Consider the following 23,518-nt stretch of genomic DNA (forward strand, 5'->3'; position numbering starts at 1 on the left):
AAAAAAAGACCCTTCTTAATTTTAAGAAGGGTCTTTAAATTATTTATAAAGATCAATTTTTACCCGTTCATAGAGACTAAAAATTCTTCATTGTTTTTAGAGAACTTAATTCTGTCATTTATAAATTCCATTGCTTCTATAGGATTCATATCCGCTAAGTATTTTCTTAATACCCACATTCTTTGAACTGTTTGAGCATCTAATAATAAATCATCTCTTCTTGTAGAAGATTTAATTAAGTCGATTGCAGGATATATTCTTCTATTAGAAATATTTCTATCTAATTGAAGTTCCATGTTACCAGTTCCTTTAAACTCTTCGAAGATTACTTCATCCATTTTAGAACCAGTTTCAGTAAGAGCCGTAGCAATAATAGTTAAAGAACCACCATTTTCTATGTTTCTAGCTGCACCAAAGAACCTCTTAGGTTTATGTAAAGCATTTGCATCAATACCACCAGAAAGAATTTTACCAGATGCTGGCGCAACAGTGTTGTAGGCTCTAGCTAAACGCGTAATAGAATCTAAAAGAATTACAACATCATGGCCACATTCTACCAAACGTTTTGCTTTTTCTAAAACGATATTTGCAACTTTTACATGCTTATCTGCAGGTTCATCAAAAGTAGAAGCAACCACTTCACCACGAACATTTCGTTTCATGTCTGTAACTTCTTCCGGACGCTCATCAATCAGTAAGACAATTTGATACACTTCTGGATGGTTAGCTGCAATTGCATTGGCAACATCCTTTAAAAGCATTGTTTTACCTGTTTTGGGTTGTGCTACAATCATACCACGTTGTCCTTTTCCTAATGGAGAGAATAAATCAATAATTCTTGTAGATAAAGAACTTCCTTTTTCTGCTAAATTGAATTTTTCTTGCGGAAATAATGGCGTTAAATGTTCAAATGAGACACGATCTCTAACAATATTTGGATTTAATCCATTTATTTTAGAAACTCTAATTAAAGGAAAATATTTTTCACCTTCTTTAGGTGGTCTTACATTACCTCTTACTGTATCACCCGTTTTTAAACCAAATAATTTAATTTGAGATTGGGACACATAAATATCATCAGGAGATGATAAATAATTATAGTCAGAAGATCTTAAAAAACCGTAACCATCAGGCATCATTTCTAAAACCCCTTCGCTTTCAATAATTCCGTCGAATTCAAAATCCGGATCTCTATACCTATTGTTAGATTTGTTGCCGTTATTTCGGTTAGAGTTTTTATCTCTATTATTATTTTTTTGCTTATTATTAGGCTGATTATTATTTCTATTTTGTTGTGGTTTATTAGGTTGATTAACAGTTTTAGTTTCTGTCTTTTCTTCCTTTTTATTTACAACATTTTTCTTAGGAACAACCTTTTCTTTAGCTGTATCTTCTACCTTAACTCCTTTTTTAGCTACTGGCTTTTTTTGAGGTCTAGGAGTTGGTTTTGTTTTTTCTTTTGTTGCTTCTTCAGTGTTTTTTTCTTCTACTTTAGCAGAGATTTCCTCTGTATTAGTTTTTTCAGAAGCAACAACTTTTTTAGTTACACGTTTTCTCTTAGGTTTTTCTGTCTTTTCTATATTTTCCTTTTTAGGTGAAACTGCAGCCTTTGCTTTCGAAGGATTTGCTGCTTGTGTATCTAAAATTTGATATACTAAGTCTAATTTTTTTAATTGACTAGTTTTTGTTAAACCAATAGATTTGGCAACATTTTGTAATTCAGCAAGAGTTTTTGCTTTTAGTTCTGAGATTTCGAACATTCTAAAATTGTTAAGTTAAATTTTTTTGGATCTTAAATTTGTATTGATAAGATGTGAGTTTTTTTTGAATGGAGCTAAAAGTATAGTTCTACTTTTTAGCCTTGTTGTGCGGTTACTGTGTAACAAATATATGCTTTTTTTTTTAGTTTTAGGTTTTCTTTATTAAAAAAGAATGTATACTTTTGTTGCAATAGAAATAACAAATGATACAAAGAATACAAAGTGTATATTTATTTTTGGCTTCAATAATCTCTGGAGTATTAATTTTTGTTTTTAATTTGTGGAAATCTATAAAAAAAGATATCTTCGCTATGGATTTATTAAATAGTGAATCTTTTCTTTTAAAGATTATTCCTATCTTATTTCTAGTATCGGCTATATTGTCTTTTGTAGCTATTTTTATATTTAAAAATAGAAAATTACAATTTGTAATTGGCCGTGTAACAATTTTGGTAAACCTTATTTTATTAGGATTATTGATTTATGTATCTCTAACATTACCTGGAGAAGCTTCTGTTTCAGAGAAAGGTATTGGGATGTTTATACCAGTTTTAGCTATTTTGCTTGTTGTTTTGGCAAATAAAGCTATTAAGAAGGATGAAGATCTTGTAAAATCTGTAGATAGATTACGATAAAACTAACATCTTAGTATATTTAGTGCGAAAAAAAACCGAGATTTATTCTCGGTTTTTTTATGACCTAATTTAAAATACGTTTTTTTAAATAAATCATTCATTTTTTTAATTTTAAAAAGTTAACTTTCTAACCAATTTTATAGTTTTTTAAACATCTCTTTTGTAGTTGTTTAACTTACGTGTGTCCCTGAATTCAGGGATGTGTATCCCTGAATTCAGGGATAGTTAAAATTCACTGTTTTCAGGGATTGCGTACAAACTATTTCTAATTTAAATTTGTTGTATAAATAATGAGAGAAAAAATATACGTTCACGTAGCAGATGATCATAAGATTTTAATTGAAGGAATCATCGCTGTAATAAATACAGATAAAGATATCGAAATTCGAGATTATTCTTTAACTGGCCAAGAAGTAATAGATTGGTTTAGTAAAAAAGAGAATAAAGCCGATGTTTTAATATTAGATATTACAATGCCTGTTTTAGATGGTTTTGATGTTTTAAAATATTTTAACGAAAACAAAATAGACCAAAAGGTAATTGTACTTTCTAGTTATGACGATGTAAAAATAGTACAAGAAGTATTAAATCTAGGTGCAAGAGGTTATATCTCTAAAAATAATGCAGGAGAGCATATTGTTAAAGCAATTAAAGCAGTTGCAAACGACGAGCAGTATTTTAGCAATGATATACAAGAAGAGCTTTTAAAGTCTTTTTCTGGTCAGAAAGCAAGAAAAGGAGATATGCCAGAAGACTTTTTATTTGAGTCTTTAACAGAAAGAGAAATAAGTGTATTAAAATTAGTAACTAAAGAACTAAGTACGAGTGAAATTGCAGATAAAATGCATATTAGTCATCACACAGTAGAGTCATATAGAAAAAAATTATTAAAAAAATTAAATGTAAAAAATTCAGTAGGATTAGCAATGTATGCAGTTAAATATAATTTAGTTTAGCCTATAACTTTTAAGTTTAAACCGCCCCTAAAACCTAAACTTAATTTGCATTCCCCCAAAAAACATAAGCACTAATTTATAAGTGTACATTGTTATCCTCACAATATTACCTCACCCCCATATTACCCAACTTAACTTAAAACAAACCTCAAGAATTCCATTATTATGAAAATTACAAAATTAGCATCTTTATTATTTGTAGCAGGATTAACTTTATCATCTTGTTCTTCGAATGAGAACTTGTTACCAGAACAAGAAAATGTAAATGCACTTAAATCGTATAAGATAAAAAGAGATGCTAGCGGAGCTTATTCTATTGATTTAGATGTTGATGAAAATGTAAAAACGACCTCTTTTAAAAATGATGAAACAAATAAAAATGAGTTTCATTTTTATGAATCTGATAACGCCACAAGTAGAAAACAATCTAAAGAGTTATTAATAGACGATCAAGAATTAAGTATAGGTTTTGTAGATAATAGGTCTAATAAAACATCTAATATTAGCATTATTGATGATAATATTGAAATGGCTAAAAAAAATCTAGAAGATACATTTTTATCAGAATATAGTATTACAAGTAATGAAGACGGAACTTACGATTTAGATTTTACGGTAAAAAATCAAACTACTGTAGATTTTGTTTACAATGAAGAAGTAAATATTTATGAAATTCACTTAGAAAAAGGTAAGTCTTCTGAACTAAATTTCTCAAGAAATTTCACTAAATTAGAGGGTGAGGTTCTAAGGATTGATTTTGTTAATCATTTTGTGAATGAAGCTAAATCAAATAGTTATAATAGAGCTAAAACAACCTCAGATAGAAAACCACGTATGATAATTCAAAGTTTTAATGAGTAGATTAATTGTAGTTATTTTTATACTATTAATTAGTGTTGAAGTATTATGTAATAATAAAGTAAATGAAGAAGTTAGATTTTATCTAGCTTCTTCTGTTGTGTTAAATCAAAAAGATTCCACATTAATTAAAGAATATAGAAAAATAAAAAGACTTTATGATAAAGGGGATTTTGTCAATTCTTTGAAAGATTCTTATGTTTTATTAGAAAGAATTGAAGCAAATAAAGATTTAAAATATGCAATTTTAACTAATCAACTGATTGGTGATATCTTTACTAAAACGAATAAAAATGAAAAAGCTTTAGAATATTACAGTATATCATATAAACTAAATGGAGGTAGCACTGAGTTTGATGATGAAATAAAGTTTTTAAAAAATGAAAGTCCTGATTTACTTTTTAAAATTGCAGGTACATTTCAAAAACTAGAACAGATAGATAGTGCAAAAGTATATTATAAAAAAAATATAAATTTAGATTTAAAAAGTAATAATTTTTCTATAATCAAAGCAAAAAGTTATAGTAATTTATCTGCAATTTATGTAAATGAAGGAAAATTTGATGTTGCAAAAAAATATTTAGATCAATCATTCGAAATTCATAAGTTGTTAAATAATAAAACAGCGCAAGCTGCCTCTTTAAATAATTATGGTAGCATTTTACTCTATGAAGGAGATTATTTAATGGCTAAGGAAAAGTATAGTGAAGGTATTGAATTATTAGAAAATATAGAGTCTAATAATGCCATTAGGTACAAAGAAGATTTATATTACAACATGGCATATGTACTTTACAAATTGAAAGATTATAAAGCCTATGATTTTCAAGAACGTTCTTATGAAATTAAAGATAGTTTGAGAGATAAAGAGGTTAGGGTTATGATTGAAGAATTAGATGCTAAATATAATTTTGATACTGTAAAAAAATTATTTTTAAAAGAAGAAGAAAACAAAAGGTTAAAGGATCAGAAAACTTTTTGGATTTTTGGAATTGGGAGTTTTATTGTAATGATTTCTTTAGTTTATTTCTTAAATCTATATAAATTAAAACAGAAAAACTTAAGGCTTAAATTATCACAAACACAGTTGCTTCAAAATCAGAATATAGAAAAATTAAAATCAGAATCTCAAGCAAGAATACTAAACGCAACCATAGATGGTAAAGAAACAGAACGAAAAGAAATAGCAGAAACATTGCATGATAGTGTTAGTGCTTTGCTTTCTTCTGCAAACTTGCATTTAATGGCAGCAAAACCTTTGTTCAAAGGAGATATTCCAATAGAAATTGGGAAAACACAAAGCATTATTGCAGAGGCTTCTCAAAAAATTAGAGATTTATCGCATACTTTAGTTTCATCAGTATTATTAAAATTCGGTTTAAATTTTGCCATTAAAGACATCGCTACAAAATACTCTAATTCTGTACTGCAAATTGATACAGATATTTCTAGTTTAAGAAGATATCATCAAGATTTTGAAATTAAAATTTATAATATTATTCAAGAATTTGTAAATAATATTTTAAAACATAGTAAAGCCAGTTACACTTTAATTACACTTTATGAGAAGGATAAAAATCTATGTTTTCAAATTACAGACGATGGTGTTGGTTTCGATAAAAATAAGGCAATAAATAAAGACGGTTTGGGTTTAAATCAAATTGAAGCTAGAATTCGAATGATGAATGGTAAGTTTTTAATTGAATCTACTATTGGTGAAGGAACTACAATTTCTGTTGAATTACCGGTTATAGAAAAAAGTTAAATTATCCTCTAGAACCTAATTCTATTATTTCTAGATTTTTAATTTCACCACTATCTAAGCTAAATCTAAGCATTGTTCTAATTTTATGAAAACCGTGTTTACCAGCAGCACCAGGATTTAAATGTAGTAAATTAAGCTTTTTGTCAAACTGTACTTTTAAGATATGAGAATGCCCAGAAATAAAAATTTTTGGTGGGTTTTCTTGAATCTCTTCTTTAATTCTCTTATAATATTTATTAGGATACCCGCCAATATGAGTCATCCAAACTTTTACATTTTCTAATTCAAATTTATTATCTAAAGGAAATTCTGCTCTAGCATCTTTATCGTCAATATTGCCGTAAACAGCTCTTAAAGGTTTTAATTTTTTTATGGTATCGGTAACATTTAAATCGCCAATATCGCCAACATGCCAAACCTCATCTACTTGTTTTACGAACTTTAAAATTTGAGTATCTATAAAGCTGTGCGTATCCGATAAAAGCAGAATTTTCTTCATATAATTTAGTAAGAAAAGTTTAACTTCTCTTCGGTCATCAAAAATACTAATAACAAAATAAATTCCGTAATTTTACAGTCTACAAAAAACTATTTTCTTGAGATATTTTATAGAACTTGCTTACAACGGAAAGAATTATCATGGTTGGCAAATACAGCCAGATGTTATATCTGTACAAGAAAAAATAAATCATGCCATTAGCACTGTTTTACAATTGCAATTAGAAGTTGTAGGTGCAGGAAGAACAGATACAGGCGTTCATGCTTCGCAAATGTTTGCACATTTCGATTTAGAAAAAGAAATTGAAGGAGATATTGTACATAAATTAAACTCTATTTTACCAAACGATATTACAATTTACAAAGTTTTCTTAGTAGAAGATGAGCACCATGCTAGATTTAATGCAGAAAGTAGAAGTTACGAATATAAAATTTGGTTGGGTAGAAATCCTTTTTTGCTTGATTTTTCATGGCAAATACATTCGCAACAGTTAAATATTATTAAAATGAATGAGGCTGCGAGTTTACTGTTAGAATATGAAGATTTTCAAACATTTTCTAAGGTTAAAACAGATGTATATACTTTTAATTGTAATGTAACAGAAGCTGTTTGGAAACAAGAAGGAGATTTGTTAGTTTTTCATATTTCTGCCAATAGATTTCTTAGAAATATGGTTAGAGCGATAGTTGGTACATTAGTAGATGTAGGTTTAGAAAAAATTACAGTCGATAATTTTAGAGAAATTATAGAGAGTAAAAATAGAGGTAGAGCCGGTTTATCGGTACCTGCAAAAGGGTTATTTTTAACTAAAATAAAATATTAAATTTTGGCAAATAAAACAGGAAATGCTTTTGATATGGATATCTTTTTAAGGCTAATGAGCTTTGCAAAAAGATATAAACGTAATTTTATTATAGCATCTACTTCTACAATTCTTTTAGCTGGTGTTGCCTTATTAACACCCATTATTTTAAAGAAAACTGTAGATGTTTATATTACCAATAAAGATACCGAAGGTTTAATAAATAGTATTTTGTTAATGCTGGGTGTTTTAATGATAGAAGTTGTTTTACGATTTACGTTTATCTATTATGCAAATTGGGTTGGGCAACATATAATTAGAGATATTCGAGCAAAGATTTTTAGACATATTTTACAATTTAGAATGTCTTATTTTGATAAAAATTCTGTAGGTAAACTAGTAACAAGAGTTGTATCTGATATAGAAACCATTGCAGCATTTTTTAGTAGCGGAGTTTTTACAATTGTAAGTGATGTTTTACAGATGTTTGCTGTAATTGTTGTAATGTTTATAATAAATTGGAAACTAGCATTTATAGCAATTGCAGTTTTACCAATATTGGTATACGCTACAAAAGTTTTTCAGAAAGCCATTAAGGCAACTTTTCAAGAAGTTAGAAACCAAGTTTCTAATTTAAACGGATTTGTGCAAGAGAGAGTAACAGGTATGAAAATTGTACAATTATTTAATAGAGAAAATATAGAATACAACAATTTTAAAGATATTAATAAAAAACATAAAGATGCTTATATAAAGACAATTTGGTATTTCTCTATTTTCTTTCCAATAGCAGAAATTTTATCATCTATTGGTATTGGTTTAATCGTTTGGTTTGGTAGTAAACAAGTAATTGATGGTGCAGTTCCTGGGCCTGGTACAGTAATGGCGTTTGTACAAATGGCACAAATGTTATTTAGACCTTTAAGGCAGATTGCAGATAAATTTAATCAATTACAAATGGGAATTGTTTCTGGTGAAAGGGTTTTTAAAATTATAGATACCGAAAGTACAATTTCAAAAAACGGAATTATAGAAGCAAAAAACTTAGAAGGTAACATCAATTTTGAAAATGTAAAGTTTAGTTATGTGGCTGGTGAAGAGGTGTTAAAAGGAATTGATTTACAGGTGAAAAGCGGGCAAACAATTGCTATTGTTGGTGCAACTGGTGCAGGAAAATCTACGATTATTAATTTGTTAAATCGTTTTTATGAGATTGATAGCGGTGTAATTAAAATTGATGATATCTCTATTGACGAATATAGATTACAAAGTTTAAGAGATCAAGTAGCAGTAGTTTTACAAGATGTTTTCTTGTTTTCTGATTCTATTTTAAATAATATAACCTTAAAAAATGAAACTATTTCTAAAGAAGAAGTAGAAAAAGCTGCAAAACAAATTGGTATTCATGATTTTATAATGACATTACCTGGTGGTTATAATTACAATGTTAAAGAAAGAGGTGCAATGCTTTCTTCTGGGCAAAGACAATTAATTGCTTTTTTAAGAGCATATGTTAGTAAGCCGAGTATTTTAATTTTAGACGAAGCCACATCTTCTGTAGATGCGCATGCAGAACAAATGATACAATATGCAACAGAAACTATTACAAAAGGTAGAACATCTATTGTAATTGCTCACAGACTAGCAACTATTAAACAAGCCGATAAAATAATTGTTATGGATAATGGTTTAATTGTAGAAGAAGGAACGCATAGTGAGTTGTTAGAAAAAGAAAATGGTTATTACAAAAACCTGTATGATAAACAATTTAGTCTAGATGTTGCCTCTTAATAATTTATTTAAATAGATTCATTTCTTTTTTAAATTGTTAAATTTGGTATTCAATCTAAAACAATATAAAATGAAAAAATTATTATCAATTGTATTTATTGGTGCTTTAATGTTTACTTCTTGTAAATCTAACACTAAAGATGTTAAAGAAATTAAAGAAACTGAAGTATTAGAAAACACAACAGAAGTTGTTAAAAAAGAAGTAGAAACAGATATCGTTGTAGAAAAGCCAATGGAATCTGGTTTAGTTGGTATTACAATTCCTTCTTTTTCTAATGATAAAATTGTAGAAAACTTAAAGGCATATACAGTTTATGCTAGAGATTATATTGCTGCAGATGGTAATGTTGCTAAAATTACTTCTATTGCTGCTAAAGGAAAAAAATTATTAGATGAAGGTAGAGAAATGGCTTCTAAGTTGCCAAAAGAAGAGCAAGAAATGTATGCAAAGGTAATGGCTCAAATTCAGTCTAAAATGGCACCAGCTAAATAATTAAATTTAGTTTCACCATTATAAATAAAAAAAGGTTCTCTAATTTAGAGAACCTTTTTTTATTTAAATATTTTACATAAGGTCTTTTCTAACCTTTTCGTTTAGGTCTGTATAATTAGCGTAAAGTTCAAAACCACCGTCTTTTATATAGGATATTTCTCCTGTTTCTTCAGAGACTAGTAAACAAACAGCATCTGTTTTCTCTGATACACCAATGGCAGCTCTATGTCTTAAACCAAATCTTGCCGGAATCTTTGTACTATCCGAAATTGGTAATACCACTCTTGTAGCTACAATATAATTATCTCTAATAATTAATGCCCCATCGTGTAAAGGGCTGTTCTTATAAAAGATACTTTGTAATAAAGCATCGTTTAAAAGCGCATTCATTTTATCGCCTGTATTAATTAAAAAATCTAAACTATTTGTTCTTTCTATAACAATTAAAGCACCAGTTTTAGATTTAGCCATTTTTTGGCATGCTTCTATAATTGTTTCGGTATCAATATCTGAACCAATTTCTGTCTGTAAAAATTTTAATTGTTTTAAAAAACTTCTTTTATTGGTAAAATTAGTGGTACCAATCATTAACAAGAATTTTCTTATTTCTTGCTGAAAAACAATAATTAAGGCAATTACACCACCAGAAAGTAAATATCCTAAAATGCCACTAAGCATTTCCATTTTTAGGGCTTGTGTAATTTTCCAGATTAAGAAAATTAAAGCAATACCAATTACTATATTTATAGCTACAGTTCCTTTTAAAAGTTTATAAATATAGTAGAGTAGTATTGCTACTAGCAAAATATCTAAAACATCTAATAAAGAAAATTCTATAAAATCGAGCATAAAAATTATTGATTTTAGGCTAAAGTACTAATAAATTATTTGGAGAACAATATGGGAATCTATATTAAATAATTATTGTGAAAATAAATACTTAGTGCAGCAAACAAGTAAGTTTAGCCCTGATTGAACGGTATGTTTGAGCTCTTTTGAGGAACGAAAAAAGCGAGTAGTGAAAGCAGGAAATAGCTTCTAAAGAATTAAAATAAAGCGTTCATTAATGCTTCTGCTTTAAACCAAAGTATTAATGCAACTGCTAACAATAAAACTAAAAAAAGGCCTCTTTTAGGTTTTGCTTCTTTCTTTCTTCCAAATTTTCTTTTAAACTCCATTTAAAAATATTTTAATAACGAAGATAAAAAAATGTACCGACACAAAAAGTTTTTAACTTTAATAGTTTTCTGAATCGGCAGGATTGTCTGTTAATGTTTCTATAAACTCAATAATATCTTGTTGTTCTTGGGGTGTTAATTCTAAATTATCGAACGGTAAAGTTTGATGCTCTAATTTAAAACCAAGACCGCTACCGCCACCAAGATTGTAAAAATTAAGCACTTCTTCTAGTGTATTGTAAACGCCGTTATGCATGTAAGGTGCAGTTATTGCTGCATTTCTTATACTTGGTGTTTTAAACATACCTTTGTGTAATTCTTCTTTGTAACGCCAATAAAAACCTAAATCGTCATCTAATTTTTTATTCTGATTGGTTTCTGGCACACCAATAACCTCTTTTTCGGTTTCTGTAAAAAATGGAGGAACGGTTCCGTTTGTTAATGGCATAAAATGGCAGGTTGCACATAGTGCTTTTCCCATAAATAAATTGTAGCCTTTCTTTTCGCTTGCTGTAAATGTGCTTTCTTGTCCTCGAATATTTCTATCGAATTTAGAGTTGAAACTATTTAATGTAGACACATAAGAAGAAATTGCTTTAATTACTTCTCTATTACTTTTTGGCACGGTGTTATAAGCTTCTGTAAATAATTTTATATACGTGGTGTCTTTTAAAATGTCTTCTGAAAACGTATGAACTTCTGTGTTAAATTCTTTAGAATTACTAAAAACCATCGAAATTTGATCTAATAAATCACGAGATCGACCATCCCAAAAGAAACTTTTTTGAAAGGCTGAATTGATTAACGTTGGTGTATTTCTTAATAATAAATTCCCTTTATTATCTTTGTTTAAAGCAACACCATCGGCATAACCTTTTGCTGGCAAATGACAACTGATACATGCCATTTTTTTATCTTTTGATAATGTAGGATCAGAAAATAATTTTTTACCTAAACTTATTTGTTTTTCTGTAGGATTTCTATTTGATGGTGGCGTAAAGTAATTTAAATTGAAAGAATTGTTTTCGAAAAAAGTAGGAGCATCAAAATTAAAAGGTTCAGATTTTACAGGTTGCCATAATTCTGATTCTTTTCTAATTGCTACCCAATTTTTTGTAATGGAATTAAAATAATCTCTTGTAAAAGTATATCTATCAAAAGTATTAAAATCTGTATTCTTTTCTATAAAAGTGATAGCTTTCTCTATATTTTCTCTAAATTCTAAATCTAAATTGTTATTTTTTGTTTGAATTATTGGTTGTAATGTTTTAGAGTAGACAAATAATAAACTTTCTAGTGAAGTAATGGTTTCTGAGATTCCTAGATGGCTAACTGGTGTATCGAAACCAGAAATTGCCAAACTAGCAATTCTAAATAATTGTTGATGTGTGGCTATAAAAAATCGTTGCGGATTTAACTTTCTTTTTAAAGCACCCTTTTTTAATACCGAAAATAATCCTTTTGTAACATATATTTCTTTATTAAAATCTACTTCTGATGTTTCTAAATCGTAGATGCTTTCTTCTATTTTCTGTAATCCGACAGGTTCTAATATTTTACCATTATCTTCTTTGTAAAAAGGTAACGCTGGTCCATTTGCTCGATGTCCAACTTCTGGATTTAAATATGAAATATAAGGTTCTGCTTTTTTAAAATTTTCTCTTACTTTTTTAAAGTAAAACTTTGTTTTATTGCCTTTAAAACCTTCTTGTTTTAAGCTGTCTAAATAACTAATTGCTGTGGAAATGTTTTCTATATAAAAACCTTGGGCAGTCGACCAATCGATCTTAGTTGTGTACTTTTTTTCTTGCTTTTTATTACAAGAAATAGTTAGTATTAATATTGATATAAATAAAGTAGTTTTAATTTTCATAAAAAAAGTATAAAAACAAATGAATCTCTATGTTACATAGAGACTCATTTTATAAAATAAATTTAATGTTAATTATCTAGGTAAACCTTGTAATAAAACTATTTGACCACCTTGATTATGAGGTAAATTTGCAGATCTAAAATCTTCACTTTGCCAATAATGTGGTTGTAATGCAAGAATAAAAGTATCTGGTTGACCTATTTTATCAGAAACATCTATTAATGCCCCAAATTCTCCAGAGAAATTACTGCTTCCTGTTGGAGATAAGTTACTTTCTACTTTTAACTCTAATACAACGTTTGCATTGTTACCGCTTAAATCTGTTTGATAAATTTGTGCTGCATGATTTCTACTAAAAGAATTAGGGTCTTCTTGCACATATACATAGTTTTCTGTTACGCAAATATTATCAGGGCTTTGTAGTTCTGCTATGTTTCCGTCTTTATTATTAGTATCTGTATTTCCGCTAATAATTTGAGTTAATTTTCCTTCTAACGGATTTGTATCGTCTAATTCTAATTTATAAACAGTACCCCAATCATTATAGGTTCCTCTTCCTGGACCTCTACCAGTTACTGCAAAAAACACATTTCTTGCATTTGCGTCCGATCCTTTTTGATAATCTACATCTTCTACTCTCATAAATTGAGATGCAAAAACGTTTGTACAAGCAGTCTCCATTTCACTTTTAGTCATGCTTGCACCATTTTCTATTTCTACAAACTCTACATCATATGTATTACCAAAATCTAAACTACCTTCGTTGTAAACAGTAGATGCATCAACACTTTTAACTCCTTTTGCTCCATCAGAAACTTGTTTAAATCTTAACACGTAAATTTTACCATTTTCTAAATCTGCGTCTCCGTTTTCAGAAACATACATTGTTACTTGTCCTTCAGAACCGCTAGAATCATCATCGCCACCAATAATTACAGTTTTACCCGAATAGGCGTCTTTAGGTAATGGTACTGCATTTTCCCAAGAAAACTCACCTAAAGCATCTAAACCAAAATCTGCAGTTGGTGTTGGTGTTTCTACCCAAGGGTCAATTGCTTTTACATCGTATGCAATGCTTTCTGATGCAGATAAGAAAATGTCTTTATCACCACCATGAATTTCTTTTTCCCACATTGTAGCAGAACATTGTCTTGCAAAATCTGCAACACCAGCATTTAGTAACCAATCTCCTTCTAAAGGATTCATAAACTCATCAAAACGAATTCTAGAAACACCATAGTCATCTTCTGCGTTTACTACTAAAATATATTCATCTCCGTCTTTTAAAAATCCGGCACCATCTTGTGCTCCTAGCAAACGAAAACCGTTAGATAATACATCTGTAGAGCTTATTAAAGAATACGCTTTTAAATCTGTGTAATTTGTATTAATTTTTACTAAAGGAGATAATGTAGACTTGTTTGAAAATAGTTCTGGACTAGGAGTAAAGTCTTGCCCATCTTTACCATCTTTTCCGTCTTGCCCATTTTGTCCGTTTACACCGTCAATTCCGTTTAAGCCATCTTCAGCACAACTTGTTATTAAAGTAAAACTAGCACTCATAAATGTAAGCGCTAAAAATAATTTTGTAATTGGTTTTTTCATGATTATAATTAAAAGTTAGTTATGACGCCAAAACTATAATTATAAAAAAAAGGTATTGTTAACTAAGAAAAACCATATTGTTAAACTAGGGTTAGATAAAAGTTAAGAACTTTATCTAAATATTACGAGCGGTAAAAATTGTATTAACAACCTTTACCGCTCGATAGTATATTTGTAAGAAAACTACTTTTTTGTAGCTCTTAGCATTTCTCTTTTACCTGGTGGGCCTGGTAAACGTTCTACAAAGAAACCAACTGCTTGCATAGCTCTTCTAACACTGCCTTTAGCAGAATAGGTTACTAAAATTCCGTTTGGTTTTAATGCTTTGTACATCTTTAAGAAAATTTCTTCGGTCCAGAGTTGTGGTTGTACACGTGCACCGAATGCATCATAATAAATTAAATTAAATGCGTTTTCATCATTTATATCTTCAAAAAATTGTTTTCTTTTGGTTAAAGTAAAATTATCAGAAATCTGATGCTTTTTTTTCCATGAAACATCATGCATTTTTTTAAAAACTTCTTCTTGTTCTTTTGCTTCTAAAACTGCAACAAAATTCATTTTATCAATTTCATCTGCTGTAACAGGGTAAGCTTCTACACCAACATAATCAATTTCTTTTTTACCTTCTAAATAAGTTATAAAACAGTTAAGACCTGTGCCAAAACCAATTTCTAGTATAGAAACTTTGTCTGCAACAACTTCTTTTAAACCACATTTTATAAAAACATGGTAGGTTTCATTGATAGAACCATTTTTAGAATGATATTGTTCATCCCAATCTGGTAGATGTATGGTAGAAGAACCATCCGAAGTAATTAATATTTCTCTTTTCAAAATGTAACTTTATTATAAAGTAATTTCAGATTTTAATAAAACTCCGTTTGCTTCAAAAGCATATTCTTTTTTTGGAGCAGTTATTTTTGCTATTTCATCAGCACTTTTACCTGCATCTTCTGCATAATGCTTTAACTCATCTACTGGCGTTATTTTTACAAAAGCTTTACCTGATACAATTACTTCTTTACCTTGAGAATCTAAGGGCATAAAAAAGCCATAATCTTTAAAACGTACCATTGTTTCTGTTTCGTTTTCTAAAGGCAATTTCATCCAACATCCTTTTTTAACACAAACTTCTTTAATATTAGAGGCAAATTTTACATCTATAGTATCACCAACGTTCATAGTTTCAAATTTTGCAAGCATTGCTTTAGAAGTTAAAGCATTTTCTTTAGAAATTTCATCTCCGTAAGATTGAAAAGCAAATGTTTTTGGTGCTGGTGTTGTTGCTTCTTGGTTACTTCCTTTTTTAACCTCTTTACATCCAGTAAATACTAAAAGTGCTACAGCACATAATTTTACAACTAATTTCATATGATTTATTTTTAATAACTTGTTTTACAAATGTAATCAATTTAACAGTAAAACGACCTTTTTTATGTTACTACAGATGAATAAATTATGTACATTTGTAGAGAAATTTAATCAAACAAATTATGAATTCTAACATAGAAATCAAACATATAGAAAAGTCGAAAATAGACTCAGTTGATTTTAATAACTTGCCTTTTGGTAGTGTTTATTCTGATCATATGCTAACTTGTACGTTTAAAGATGGTAAATGGCAAGATGCTGTTATAGAGCCTTTTGCTCCAATTTCTTTAGATCCTTCCGCTAAGATTTTTCATTACGGACAATCTATTTTTGAAGGGATGAAAGCTTATAAAGATACAGACGGAAATACATTATTATTTAGACCTTTAGATAACTGTAAGCGTTTAAATAAATCTGCAGAGCGTTTAGTGATTCCGCAAATACCAGAAGAAACTTTTATGAATGGTTTAAAAGCTTTATTAAAAGTAGATGACGCTTGGATACCAACAAAAGAAGGTAGTTCTTTATACATTAGACCATTTATGTTTGCTTCGGGTAATGGTTTTCATGCATCTCCTGCAGATGAATATAAATTTATGATTTGTACTGCACCTTCAGGAGCTTACTTTGCTGGTAAAGTAAAAGTTTTAATTGAAGAAAAATATGCACGTGCTGCAAACGGTGGTGTTGGTTTTGCAAAAGCTGGTGGTAATTATGCTGCACAATTCTATCCAACTCAATTAGCTATAGAGAAAGGTTACAACCAAGTAATCTGGACAGATGACAATACACACGAGTATATTGAAGAGGCTGGTGCAATGAATATTTTTATTAGAATTAACGATACGTTAATTACTAGCCCAACAAACGATAGAATCTTAGACGGTATTACACGTAAAAGTATTATTCAAATAGCTAAAGATTTAGATATTAATGTAGAAGTTAGAAAGATTTCTGTAACAGAAGTAATCGCTGCTGCAAAATCTGGAGAGTTAAAAGAAATGTTTGGTGCAGGTACAGCTGCAGTAATATCTCCTATTGCAGGATTTGGTTTTCAAGAAAATGATTACGATTTACCAGAATTAGAAAAACCTTATGCAGCCCTTTTAAAGAAAACAATTACAGATATTCAAACAAATAAAACAGAAGATCCTTATGGTTGGAGGGTTCAACTATAAATAAATTTTCAAGCAGTATAAAAGCACTAAGTAAAAACTTAGTGCTTTTTTTTACTTTATTATTAAACTAAGCATATAAAGAACCATACTAACTATCAAGAAAATTTAATTTGATTAATTTTGTACTTTTATAAAAAAAATATGAAAACTAAATTTATTACTTTTTTAGCTACTATTTTATTACTTCTTTCTTGTGGTAGTGGTAAAACTTTCCAAAGTTTTTTTAATAATCATAAAAAAGATATTGGCGTAACAGCATTTCAAGTTCCTAATTTTATGCGCGCATTGTTAACTAATATTTCTCCTGAAGTTAACAACTTATTTGGTAACGTAAAAGATTTTAAATTCATAACTTTTACAGATATAGATCAGCAAAAACAGACGCAGTTAATTAATGAGATGAATTTGGTTACAGACAACAACTTTACAGACATGTTGAGAAGTAATCGACCAGAAAAAACTAAAATAGTTTCTGTAAAAGAAGATGGAGATGTAGTAACCCAAGCAATTATTTTTAACTCTACATTAGCAAAAACATCTGTCTTTTATTTAAAAGGTCGTTTTGACCCAAATCAAATTAGAAAATTATCCGAAGAAAACCAATTTGAAAACCTTTCAAATAAATTAATTCAAAATTACCAAATAACACCAAGTACTAAAATTACACCTGGTTTTAATCCAAATTAAAAAATGAAAAAAATAGTAGTTGTTTTTACTTTATTATTGATGATATCTTGTAATTCGCAAGGCAAAAGACCATTAATGGGCGTTACTGAATATCAACAAAAATTAAATGCAAATTATAAAGACGCTTCTAAATCACCTTTAAAAAAGAGAGATTTAAAAAAGTTTAAAGGCTTAGATTTTTTTCCTGTAGATTCTACTTTTATAGTAACCGCAAAATTAATTAGAACAGAAAATGCACCAACATTTGAAATGGCAACAACTACAGATAGAAAACCTTTGTACAAAGAATTTGGTAAATTAAATTTTAAATTAAAAGGAAAAGATATACAACTAACTATTTACCAGAGTCAAGACGATTTAAGAGACGAAAAATATAAAGACTATTTATTTTTACCGTTTACAGACAACACCTCTGCAGACCAATCATACGGTGGCGGACGTTATATGGATGTAATGCTTACAGACATAAAAAAAGATGATACATTAGAGTTAAATTTTAACAACACATACAACCCTTATTGCGCCTATAACGACAAATATTCTTGCCCACTAACACCAAGAAAAAATCACATCGACTTAGAAGTAACAGCAGGAATTAAAGATTTTAAAAAATAATTTTAGAAGCTATTTCCTGCTTTCACTACTCGCTTTTTTCGTTCCTCAAAAGAGCTCAAACAAACCGTTCAATCAGGGCTAAACCTATTTGCTAGCAATTAGAAATTTAAATAACGTATATTACTGATTAATAGAAATATCTGCTTCTAAATCTGCTGCAATAGCTTTCTCTAAATCAATTAAATCTTGTTTTCTAACCTTTAGTTTGGTTTCTGCATGTGCTTTTGCATTTAATTTAGAAGACATTTCTGCAACTTTAATAGCTGTTGGTAATAAATGATCTTCATCAACAATAACATCTAAAAACCCAGCATCTACAGCTTGCTTAGTATTATAAATTTCTGCATTATTTATACTTCTATTTAAATATACTTTAGACAAACGCGCTTTTGCAATTGCAATACCTGCATTGTGCATTGTCATACCAATTAAAACTTCATTTAAACCAATTTTAAAATCTCCTTTTACACCAATTCTGTAATCGGCAGATAATAATAAAAAAGCGCCTTTAGCAATTGCATGACCAGAACAAGCTATAATTATAGGCTTAGCAAAAGATAACATTCTTAAAGACAACTTAGAACCACTAGTAACTAATTCTTTGGCAGATTCGGGTGACTTTGTCATAAATTTCAAATCAAAACCTCCAGAAAAGATTCCTTTTTGCCCTGTTAAAACAACCACTTTATTCTCTTGCTCGGCTTTATCTAAACTTAAATTTAAACCATCAATAACAGCAGGAGAAATAGCATTGGCCTTACCATTATTAATTGTTATTAATGCATAATTTTCTTCAGATTTATAGGTAACAAATTCGTTCATTTTATCATTTTTAATTAGTTAAAACAAGGTACAATAAAATCTTAAAAAGTATAGAGTTTCTATTAATATTTGATTAGTAAAAGTTTAAATCTTCTTAATATTAAATTGTTTATTTTTGCCCTTTCACTTTTAAAAAATTGATCTCTAGTTATTTATTAATTCAATTATAATAATGAAGTTAACTAAAGGTTTTTGTAAAATTTTATGACTAAAATTAAACAATTTTTTTTCTCTTTTCAACAAAGTTTTTCTTTGCTTTTTCTAGTTAAATGGACTTTTATTTGTTTACTTATTGGGGCATTAACAGGAAGTGCTTCTGCGGTTTTTCTTTGGACGTTAGAATGGGCAACAACATATAGAGAAACAAATATTTGGATTGTTTGGTTACTACCAATTGCAGGTTTAATAATTGGTTTGTCTTATCATTATTTTGGTAAAAGTGTTGTAAAAGGAAACAATATGTTGTTAGAAGAATATCATTCTCCTAAAAAAGTAATTCCTTTAAAAATGGCTCCTTTGGTTTTTTTAGGAACAATTTTAACTCATTTATTTGGTGGTTCTGCTGGTCGAGAAGGTACAGCAGTACAAATTGGTGGTGCTATTGCAGATCAATTTACCAAAGTTTTTAAACTTTCTAAAGTAGACAGAAAAATACTTTTAATAGCTGGTATAAGTGCAGGTTTTTCTTCTGTGTTTGGCACACCATTGGCAGGTGCAATATTTGCTTTAGAAGTTATGGTTATTGGAAGAGTAAAGTTCGATGCAATTGTACCAAGCTTTTTAGCAGCAGTTTTTGCAAACTATTTTTGCGATTTTTGGCAAATTTCTCATCATACACATTATACAATTTCTACAGTAGCAGAGTTAACGCCAGTTACTGTATTGTGGGCATTATTAGCAGGAATTATTTTTGGATTAACTAGTATGTTGTTTTCAAAATCTACACATTTCTGGGGCAAAACATTTAAAAGCTTAATTAATTATCCGCCATTAAGACCCGTAATTGGTGGTGTAATTTTAGCAATAACTTGGTATCTTATTGGCACTACAAAATATATGGGACTTGGTGTACCAACTATTGTTGATGCTTTTGATATCAACCTAAATTCTTACGATTTTATCTTAAAACTTTTGTTTACCTCTTTTACACTTGGTGCAGGATTTAAAGGAGGAGAAGTTACTCCGTTGTTTTTTATTGGCGCAACTTTAGGTAATGTTTTAATATGGTTTATACCATTACCAATGCCACTTTTAGCTGGTATGGGTTTTGTTGCTGTATTTGCTGGCGCAACCAACACGCCAATTGCTTGTACAATTATGGGAATTGAATTATTCGGAATTGAATCTGGCGTTTTTATAGCTTTAGCATGTACAAGTGCATTCTTGTTCTCTGGACATTCTGGTATATATTCTGCTCAAATTATAGGTAGTTCTAAACATATATTTCATAAAAAAGAAGAAGGATTAACACTTACTGATGCAGACAATCTGCGCAATAAGAATTAATCCTTTTTAATATTTTGTTGATTTAGTTACAATTCTAAATCATCTACATCTACCCAATTTTTCTTTTGAGTTACTGTTCCTTTGTTTAATATTACAACTCCTGGATTTGCTCTAATCATTGTTTTTAAAGTTGTTTCATCACAAAATAAAAATTCGAAAGGCAAATTGTATTTTTCTTTAGCAAGATTTAAATCATCAGAAAAAGAAGCAGAAACACCGTAAACCGTATAACCTTTTTCTTTTGCTTTGTTAGAAATATCTTTAATTGCCGGAAAACCCTTAACATCAGACTTGTCTAAATTGTAAACAATTACCAACATTACCTTTTCTTTGTCTAATAAAACTGGCGCTAAATCTTGTTGGGTATCTTCTAACATAAAATCATGCACTGGCGGTATAGAGCCATCCGCAGGATATTGCATTCCTTCTTGTAAGTTTTTACCAATAGCATAAGCTCTAAAATCTATTATTGGTAAATGTGTTAAAACATGTTGTACAATAAATAAGAAAATACCTAGAGATAAAAAGGTAATTATCTTCGGAATTTTACCACTAAAAATTGGCTTTATCAATTCAACTTTAATTAATAAAACCACAATTAAAGCAATTAGAATTACGTTTTTATAGAAAGTTTCCCAAGGTGTTAATTTTATCGCATCACCAAAGCAACCACAATCTGTAACTTTATTATAGTAAGCAGAATACCATGTTAAAAATAAGAAAATTGTAGTAATAATTAACAAACTCCAAACAGTCGCTTTAGGTTTATATCCAATTAAAATCATAACACCTAATAGTATTTCTGCTACAATTAAAATTATTGCAAATGGTAAAGCATACGGAATTAAAAACTCCATATTTAAAACACTTTCAGAGAAATATTCTTGAAATTTATATTGAGAACCAATAGGATCTACCAATTTTACAAAGCCAGAAAAAATAAATAAGGCTCCCACTATAATTCTAAATAATTGTATTATTATTTTCATTTTACGTTTTTTATCTTATTGTAATGTTATTTATTTTATCATTTACGGTTAAATAATAAATAGCAAAAAATAATCTTCTTTTGATGCCTTTAAATTCTTCTGCTTTAAGCTTGTAAAATGCAGCAGCGTTCACACTAAAAGAAATTTCATTTGACATTTTAAAAATTTTATGGAAATCTCTAAATAATACATCTTCTTCTTTTAAACTTTCTAAAAACAACATGTATTTACCAATTTGATTAAGATCATAATTCTCTTCTGTTATCTTATGCTTCAAGTCTATATCTTTAAAATAAGTTGGATGAACCCAAATTTCTTTTAAGAAAAGACTATCAATCTTAGAGTACAATTCCTGCTGTAGTTTGTAATCTATTTTAAGATCTAGAGTTTTATTTCCATTAATTGCATTTGTGATTGTTTTTTTATTAAAATCGAAATAACAAGCTTCTTTAGTTATATTTTTTTCTAAGCATAATTGGCTTTCAAAAAAATCTACAATTTTAGCCAAATCTTTCAACTCATTATTTGTAAAGAACTTAGACATGGAAGCATCTGCCTTCATTTCATCTAATGTAGAATTCTTTATAAATGAGTTTGAAATAAAACTAATTGCAAGTAAATAAATTAACTTTTTCATATTAATAATTTTAAAAAGATTCCTAATTCCCTAAGTGAATCATTGCAAAAACTGCATAATTAATCATGTCTTGGTAATTGGCGTCTATACCTTCCGATACAATTGTTTTACCTTTGTTGTCTTCAATTTGTTTTACACGTAATAATTTCTGTAAAATTAAATCGGTTAAACTAGAAACGCGCATATCTCTCCAAGCTTCACCATAGTCATGATTTTTATTCATCATTAATTCTTTAGTGATTTTTGCATGTTCATCATATAAAACGGTTGCTTCTTCAGTATTTAAATCCGGATTTTCTACCACACCTTTTTCTAACTGAATTAAAGCCATTATCGAATAATTTATAATTCCTATAAATTCAGATTTCTCACCTTCGTCTACTTTTCTAACTTCATTTTCTTGTAATTGACGAATTCTAGTTGCTTTTATAAATATTTGATCTGTTAAAGATGGTAAGCGTAAAATTCTCCACGCAGAACCGTAATCGCTCATTTTTTTTATAAATAAACTTCTACATTCTTTAATTACAGCATCATATTGTTTAGATGTATCTTGCATTCTATTTTATTAAAAGTATTTGTTCAAAAATACTAAATACTATAAGCTTTTCTTTTATTTTTACAGAAGTTTTTTAAAACTACATTCATAATTTAAAAATAAGTAAAATGACCATAAATTGTAAAGGAACCTTAATCGATCTTTCATCGCCTAAAGTTATGGGAATTTTAAACATTACACCCGATTCTTTTTTTGATGGCGGTAAGTATAAAAATGAGTCTGATATACTTTCTCAAACAGAAAAAATGTTAACAGATGGCGCGACCTTTATCGATGTTGGCGCATATTCTTCTAGACCAGGCGCAAAACATATTTCAGAAAAAGAAGAGTTACAAAGAATTGTTCCTGTAATTAATTTGTTACTTAAAAATTTTCCTGAAATCATTATTTCTGTAGATACTTTTAGAAGTAAAGTTGCCAACGAAACTATAAATGCAGGTGCAGCTATTGTAAACGATATTTCTGGCGGAAATATGGATGACAACATGTTCGAAACCGTTGCCAACCTTCAAGTACCTTACATTTTAATGCATATGTTAGGTACACCGCAAAACATGCAGAAAAACCCTGTGTATAACAATGTAATTCAAGAAATTATTAGTTTTTTTGCTGCTCAAATACACAAATTACATCAGCTAAAACTTAATGATGTAATTATTGATGTTGGTTTTGGTTTTGGTAAAACTATCAATCATAATTTTGAAATTCTTAAAGATTTGAGTTTATTTAAATCATTAGATGCTCCTATTTTAGCAGGAATTTCAAGAAAATCTATGTTATATAAAACACTAGACATTACTGCGCAAGAAGCTTTAAATGCAACAACATCAGCCAATACAATTGCACTTTTAAATGGCGCAAATATATTAAGAGTACACGATGTAAAAGAAGCAATTGAAGCTATTAAAATTGTAAATAAGATTTCTTTTTAGAAGC

The 23,518-nt window shown here is 28.9% G+C and carries 24 protein-coding genes; 12 read left to right on the forward strand and 12 right to left on the reverse strand.

Annotation, left to right across the window (positions count from 1 at the left end; translation table 11 throughout):
- Window positions 1-59: 59 nt before the first annotated feature.
- Window positions 60-1,760: a transcription termination factor Rho gene (gene rho, locus ACYPV9_RS13440; protein WP_459744524.1), complete on the reverse strand. Its 1,701-nt coding sequence runs from the start codon at window positions 1,758-1,760 to the stop codon at window positions 60-62.
- 203 nt (window positions 1,761-1,963) lie between these two features.
- On the opposite strand from rho, the gene ACYPV9_RS13445 reads away from it, so the two are divergent.
- From ACYPV9_RS13445 to ACYPV9_RS13460, 4 genes are all read left to right on the forward strand, one after another.
- The gene (locus ACYPV9_RS13445; protein WP_299065643.1) at window positions 1,964-2,395 is read left to right on the forward strand and encodes a DUF4293 domain-containing protein; all 432 of its coding nucleotides are present in this window, start codon (window positions 1,964-1,966) and stop codon (window positions 2,393-2,395) included.
- Between the two features lie 290 nt (window positions 2,396-2,685).
- The gene (locus tag ACYPV9_RS13450; protein ID WP_299065646.1) at window positions 2,686-3,351 is read left to right on the forward strand and encodes a response regulator; all 666 of its coding nucleotides are present in this window, start codon (window positions 2,686-2,688) and stop codon (window positions 3,349-3,351) included.
- A gap of 165 nt (window positions 3,352-3,516) precedes the next feature.
- Complete coding sequence (locus ACYPV9_RS13455; RefSeq protein WP_459744529.1) at window positions 3,517-4,212, forward strand: hypothetical protein; 696 nt, start codon at window positions 3,517-3,519, stop codon at window positions 4,210-4,212.
- Entirely contained in the window at window positions 4,205-5,974 is a 1,770-nt protein-coding gene (locus ACYPV9_RS13460) for a tetratricopeptide repeat-containing sensor histidine kinase (RefSeq protein ID WP_459744532.1), read from the forward strand. Before ACYPV9_RS13455 ends, ACYPV9_RS13460 begins: the two co-directional genes overlap by 8 nt.
- Window position 5,975: 1 nt before the next feature.
- Here the strand turns inward: ACYPV9_RS13460 and ACYPV9_RS13465 are convergent, their stop codons facing one another.
- On the reverse strand, window positions 5,976-6,473 hold the full coding sequence (locus ACYPV9_RS13465) for a metallophosphoesterase family protein (protein ID WP_299065657.1): 498 nt from the start codon (window positions 6,471-6,473) through the stop codon (window positions 5,976-5,978).
- Between the two features lie 97 nt (window positions 6,474-6,570).
- On the opposite strand from ACYPV9_RS13465, the gene truA reads away from it, so the two are divergent.
- From truA to ACYPV9_RS13480, 3 genes are all read left to right on the forward strand, one after another.
- The gene (gene truA / locus ACYPV9_RS13470) at window positions 6,571-7,296 is read left to right on the forward strand and encodes a tRNA pseudouridine(38-40) synthase TruA (protein WP_299065661.1); all 726 of its coding nucleotides are present in this window, start codon (window positions 6,571-6,573) and stop codon (window positions 7,294-7,296) included.
- A 3-nt stretch (window positions 7,297-7,299) separates the two neighbouring features.
- Window positions 7,300-9,066 carry an ABC transporter ATP-binding protein gene (locus ACYPV9_RS13475; protein WP_459744536.1) on the forward strand — a complete coding sequence of 589 codons (1,767 nt, stop codon included), beginning with the start codon at window positions 7,300-7,302 and terminating at the stop codon, window positions 9,064-9,066.
- 70 nt (window positions 9,067-9,136) lie between these two features.
- A complete protein-coding gene (locus ACYPV9_RS13480; RefSeq protein WP_299065667.1) occupies window positions 9,137-9,559 on the forward strand; it encodes a hypothetical protein in 423 nt (140 codons plus the stop codon).
- A 72-nt stretch (window positions 9,560-9,631) separates the two neighbouring features.
- On the opposite strand, the gene cdaA is transcribed toward ACYPV9_RS13480, so the two are convergent.
- The 6 genes from cdaA to ACYPV9_RS13510 form a co-directional block, all read right to left on the reverse strand.
- Entirely contained in the window at window positions 9,632-10,408 is a 777-nt protein-coding gene (gene cdaA / locus ACYPV9_RS13485; RefSeq protein WP_459744539.1) for a diadenylate cyclase CdaA, read from the reverse strand.
- A gap of 197 nt (window positions 10,409-10,605) precedes the next feature.
- Window positions 10,606-10,737 (reverse strand): hypothetical protein, encoded by a 132-nt coding sequence (locus tag ACYPV9_RS13490; protein ID WP_299065674.1) that lies wholly within the window; start codon window positions 10,735-10,737, stop codon window positions 10,606-10,608.
- A gap of 58 nt (window positions 10,738-10,795) precedes the next feature.
- Window positions 10,796-12,610, reverse strand: a complete 1,815-nt coding sequence (locus tag ACYPV9_RS13495) for a cytochrome-c peroxidase (RefSeq protein ID WP_459744542.1) — start codon at window positions 12,608-12,610, stop codon at window positions 10,796-10,798.
- Window positions 12,611-12,682: 72 nt separating this feature from the next.
- Complete coding sequence (locus ACYPV9_RS13500) at window positions 12,683-14,215, reverse strand: hypothetical protein (protein ID WP_459744545.1); 1,533 nt, start codon at window positions 14,213-14,215, stop codon at window positions 12,683-12,685.
- 183 nt (window positions 14,216-14,398) lie between these two features.
- A complete protein-coding gene (gene mnmD, locus ACYPV9_RS13505) occupies window positions 14,399-15,052 on the reverse strand; it encodes a tRNA (5-methylaminomethyl-2-thiouridine)(34)-methyltransferase MnmD (RefSeq protein WP_459744547.1) in 654 nt (217 codons plus the stop codon).
- Between the two features lie 12 nt (window positions 15,053-15,064).
- Window positions 15,065-15,589: a DUF4920 domain-containing protein gene (locus tag ACYPV9_RS13510; protein ID WP_299065683.1), complete on the reverse strand. Its 525-nt coding sequence runs from the start codon at window positions 15,587-15,589 to the stop codon at window positions 15,065-15,067.
- 122 nt (window positions 15,590-15,711) lie between these two features.
- On the opposite strand from ACYPV9_RS13510, the gene ACYPV9_RS13515 reads away from it, so the two are divergent.
- The 3 genes from ACYPV9_RS13515 to ACYPV9_RS13525 all read left to right on the forward strand — a co-directional run bounded on the left by ACYPV9_RS13515 (window position 15,712) and on the right by ACYPV9_RS13525 (window position 18,069).
- Window positions 15,712-16,767 (forward strand): branched-chain amino acid aminotransferase, encoded by a 1,056-nt coding sequence (locus tag ACYPV9_RS13515; protein WP_299065685.1) that lies wholly within the window; start codon window positions 15,712-15,714, stop codon window positions 16,765-16,767.
- Window positions 16,768-16,908: 141 nt separating this feature from the next.
- Entirely contained in the window at window positions 16,909-17,454 is a 546-nt protein-coding gene (locus tag ACYPV9_RS13520) for a DUF4252 domain-containing protein (RefSeq protein ID WP_299065687.1), read from the forward strand.
- A gap of 3 nt (window positions 17,455-17,457) precedes the next feature.
- Entirely contained in the window at window positions 17,458-18,069 is a 612-nt protein-coding gene (locus ACYPV9_RS13525) for a DUF1684 domain-containing protein (protein WP_299065689.1), read from the forward strand.
- Between the two features lie 120 nt (window positions 18,070-18,189).
- Here ACYPV9_RS13525 and ACYPV9_RS13530 read toward each other — a convergent pair whose 3' ends face one another.
- Window positions 18,190-18,891, reverse strand: coding sequence for a crotonase/enoyl-CoA hydratase family protein (locus tag ACYPV9_RS13530; RefSeq protein WP_459744552.1), 702 nt, complete (start codon window positions 18,889-18,891; stop codon window positions 18,190-18,192).
- A 204-nt stretch (window positions 18,892-19,095) separates the two neighbouring features.
- Between ACYPV9_RS13530 and ACYPV9_RS13535 the strand changes: the two genes are divergently transcribed.
- Window positions 19,096-20,397 (forward strand): voltage-gated chloride channel family protein, encoded by a 1,302-nt coding sequence (locus ACYPV9_RS13535; RefSeq protein ID WP_459744554.1) that lies wholly within the window; start codon window positions 19,096-19,098, stop codon window positions 20,395-20,397.
- A gap of 26 nt (window positions 20,398-20,423) precedes the next feature.
- Here ACYPV9_RS13535 and ACYPV9_RS13540 read toward each other — a convergent pair whose 3' ends face one another.
- Genes ACYPV9_RS13540 through ACYPV9_RS13550 form a run of 3 tightly spaced genes read right to left on the reverse strand, consistent with a single transcriptional unit; the run spans window position 20,424 to window position 22,582 of the window.
- A complete protein-coding gene (locus tag ACYPV9_RS13540; RefSeq protein ID WP_459744556.1) occupies window positions 20,424-21,386 on the reverse strand; it encodes a BT_3928 family protein in 963 nt (320 codons plus the stop codon).
- 10 nt (window positions 21,387-21,396) lie between these two features.
- Window positions 21,397-22,023, reverse strand: a complete 627-nt coding sequence (locus tag ACYPV9_RS13545; protein ID WP_459744559.1) for a hypothetical protein — start codon at window positions 22,021-22,023, stop codon at window positions 21,397-21,399.
- Between the two features lie 22 nt (window positions 22,024-22,045).
- On the reverse strand, window positions 22,046-22,582 hold the full coding sequence (locus tag ACYPV9_RS13550) for a DUF1599 domain-containing protein (protein ID WP_459744561.1): 537 nt from the start codon (window positions 22,580-22,582) through the stop codon (window positions 22,046-22,048).
- Window positions 22,583-22,689: 107 nt separating this feature from the next.
- Here ACYPV9_RS13550 and folP point away from each other — a divergent pair, with 107 nt between their 5' ends.
- Entirely contained in the window at window positions 22,690-23,514 is an 825-nt protein-coding gene (gene folP / locus ACYPV9_RS13555) for a dihydropteroate synthase (protein ID WP_299065698.1), read from the forward strand.
- Window positions 23,515-23,518 lie beyond the last annotated feature (4 nt).

Source organism: Polaribacter sp. OB-PA-B3, from assembly GCF_054589375.1.

Bases quoted from the DNA above. Each gene is read 5' to 3' on its own strand.
- rho (WP_459744524.1), bottom strand. From the start codon at position 1,760: ATGTTCGAAATCTCAGAACTAAAAGCAAAAACTCTTGCTGAATTACAA.
- ACYPV9_RS13445 (WP_299065643.1), top strand. From the start codon at position 1,964: ATGATACAAAGAATACAAAGTGTATATTTATTTTTGGCTTCAATAATC.
- ACYPV9_RS13450 (WP_299065646.1), top strand. From the start codon at position 2,686: ATGAGAGAAAAAATATACGTTCACGTAGCAGATGATCATAAGATTTTA.
- ACYPV9_RS13455 (WP_459744529.1), top strand. From the start codon at position 3,517: ATGAAAATTACAAAATTAGCATCTTTATTATTTGTAGCAGGATTAACT.
- ACYPV9_RS13460 (WP_459744532.1), top strand. From the start codon at position 4,205: ATGAGTAGATTAATTGTAGTTATTTTTATACTATTAATTAGTGTTGAA.
- ACYPV9_RS13465 (WP_299065657.1), bottom strand. From the start codon at position 6,473: ATGAAGAAAATTCTGCTTTTATCGGATACGCACAGCTTTATAGATACT.
- ACYPV9_RS13480 (WP_299065667.1), top strand. From the start codon at position 9,137: ATGAAAAAATTATTATCAATTGTATTTATTGGTGCTTTAATGTTTACT.
- cdaA (WP_459744539.1), bottom strand. From the start codon at position 10,408: ATGCTCGATTTTATAGAATTTTCTTTATTAGATGTTTTAGATATTTTG.
- ACYPV9_RS13490 (WP_299065674.1), bottom strand. From the start codon at position 10,737: ATGGAGTTTAAAAGAAAATTTGGAAGAAAGAAAGAAGCAAAACCTAAA.
- ACYPV9_RS13495 (WP_459744542.1), bottom strand. From the start codon at position 12,610: ATGAAAATTAAAACTACTTTATTTATATCAATATTAATACTAACTATT.
- ACYPV9_RS13500 (WP_459744545.1), bottom strand. From the start codon at position 14,215: ATGAAAAAACCAATTACAAAATTATTTTTAGCGCTTACATTTATGAGT.
- ACYPV9_RS13510 (WP_299065683.1), bottom strand. From the start codon at position 15,589: ATGAAATTAGTTGTAAAATTATGTGCTGTAGCACTTTTAGTATTTACT.
- ACYPV9_RS13515 (WP_299065685.1), top strand. From the start codon at position 15,712: ATGAATTCTAACATAGAAATCAAACATATAGAAAAGTCGAAAATAGAC.
- ACYPV9_RS13520 (WP_299065687.1), top strand. From the start codon at position 16,909: ATGAAAACTAAATTTATTACTTTTTTAGCTACTATTTTATTACTTCTT.
- ACYPV9_RS13525 (WP_299065689.1), top strand. From the start codon at position 17,458: ATGAAAAAAATAGTAGTTGTTTTTACTTTATTATTGATGATATCTTGT.
- ACYPV9_RS13530 (WP_459744552.1), bottom strand. From the start codon at position 18,891: ATGAACGAATTTGTTACCTATAAATCTGAAGAAAATTATGCATTAATA.
- ACYPV9_RS13535 (WP_459744554.1), top strand. From the start codon at position 19,096: ATGACTAAAATTAAACAATTTTTTTTCTCTTTTCAACAAAGTTTTTCT.
- ACYPV9_RS13540 (WP_459744556.1), bottom strand. From the start codon at position 21,386: ATGAAAATAATAATACAATTATTTAGAATTATAGTGGGAGCCTTATTT.
- ACYPV9_RS13545 (WP_459744559.1), bottom strand. From the start codon at position 22,023: ATGAAAAAGTTAATTTATTTACTTGCAATTAGTTTTATTTCAAACTCA.
- ACYPV9_RS13550 (WP_459744561.1), bottom strand. From the start codon at position 22,582: ATGCAAGATACATCTAAACAATATGATGCTGTAATTAAAGAATGTAGA.
- folP (WP_299065698.1), top strand. From the start codon at position 22,690: ATGACCATAAATTGTAAAGGAACCTTAATCGATCTTTCATCGCCTAAA.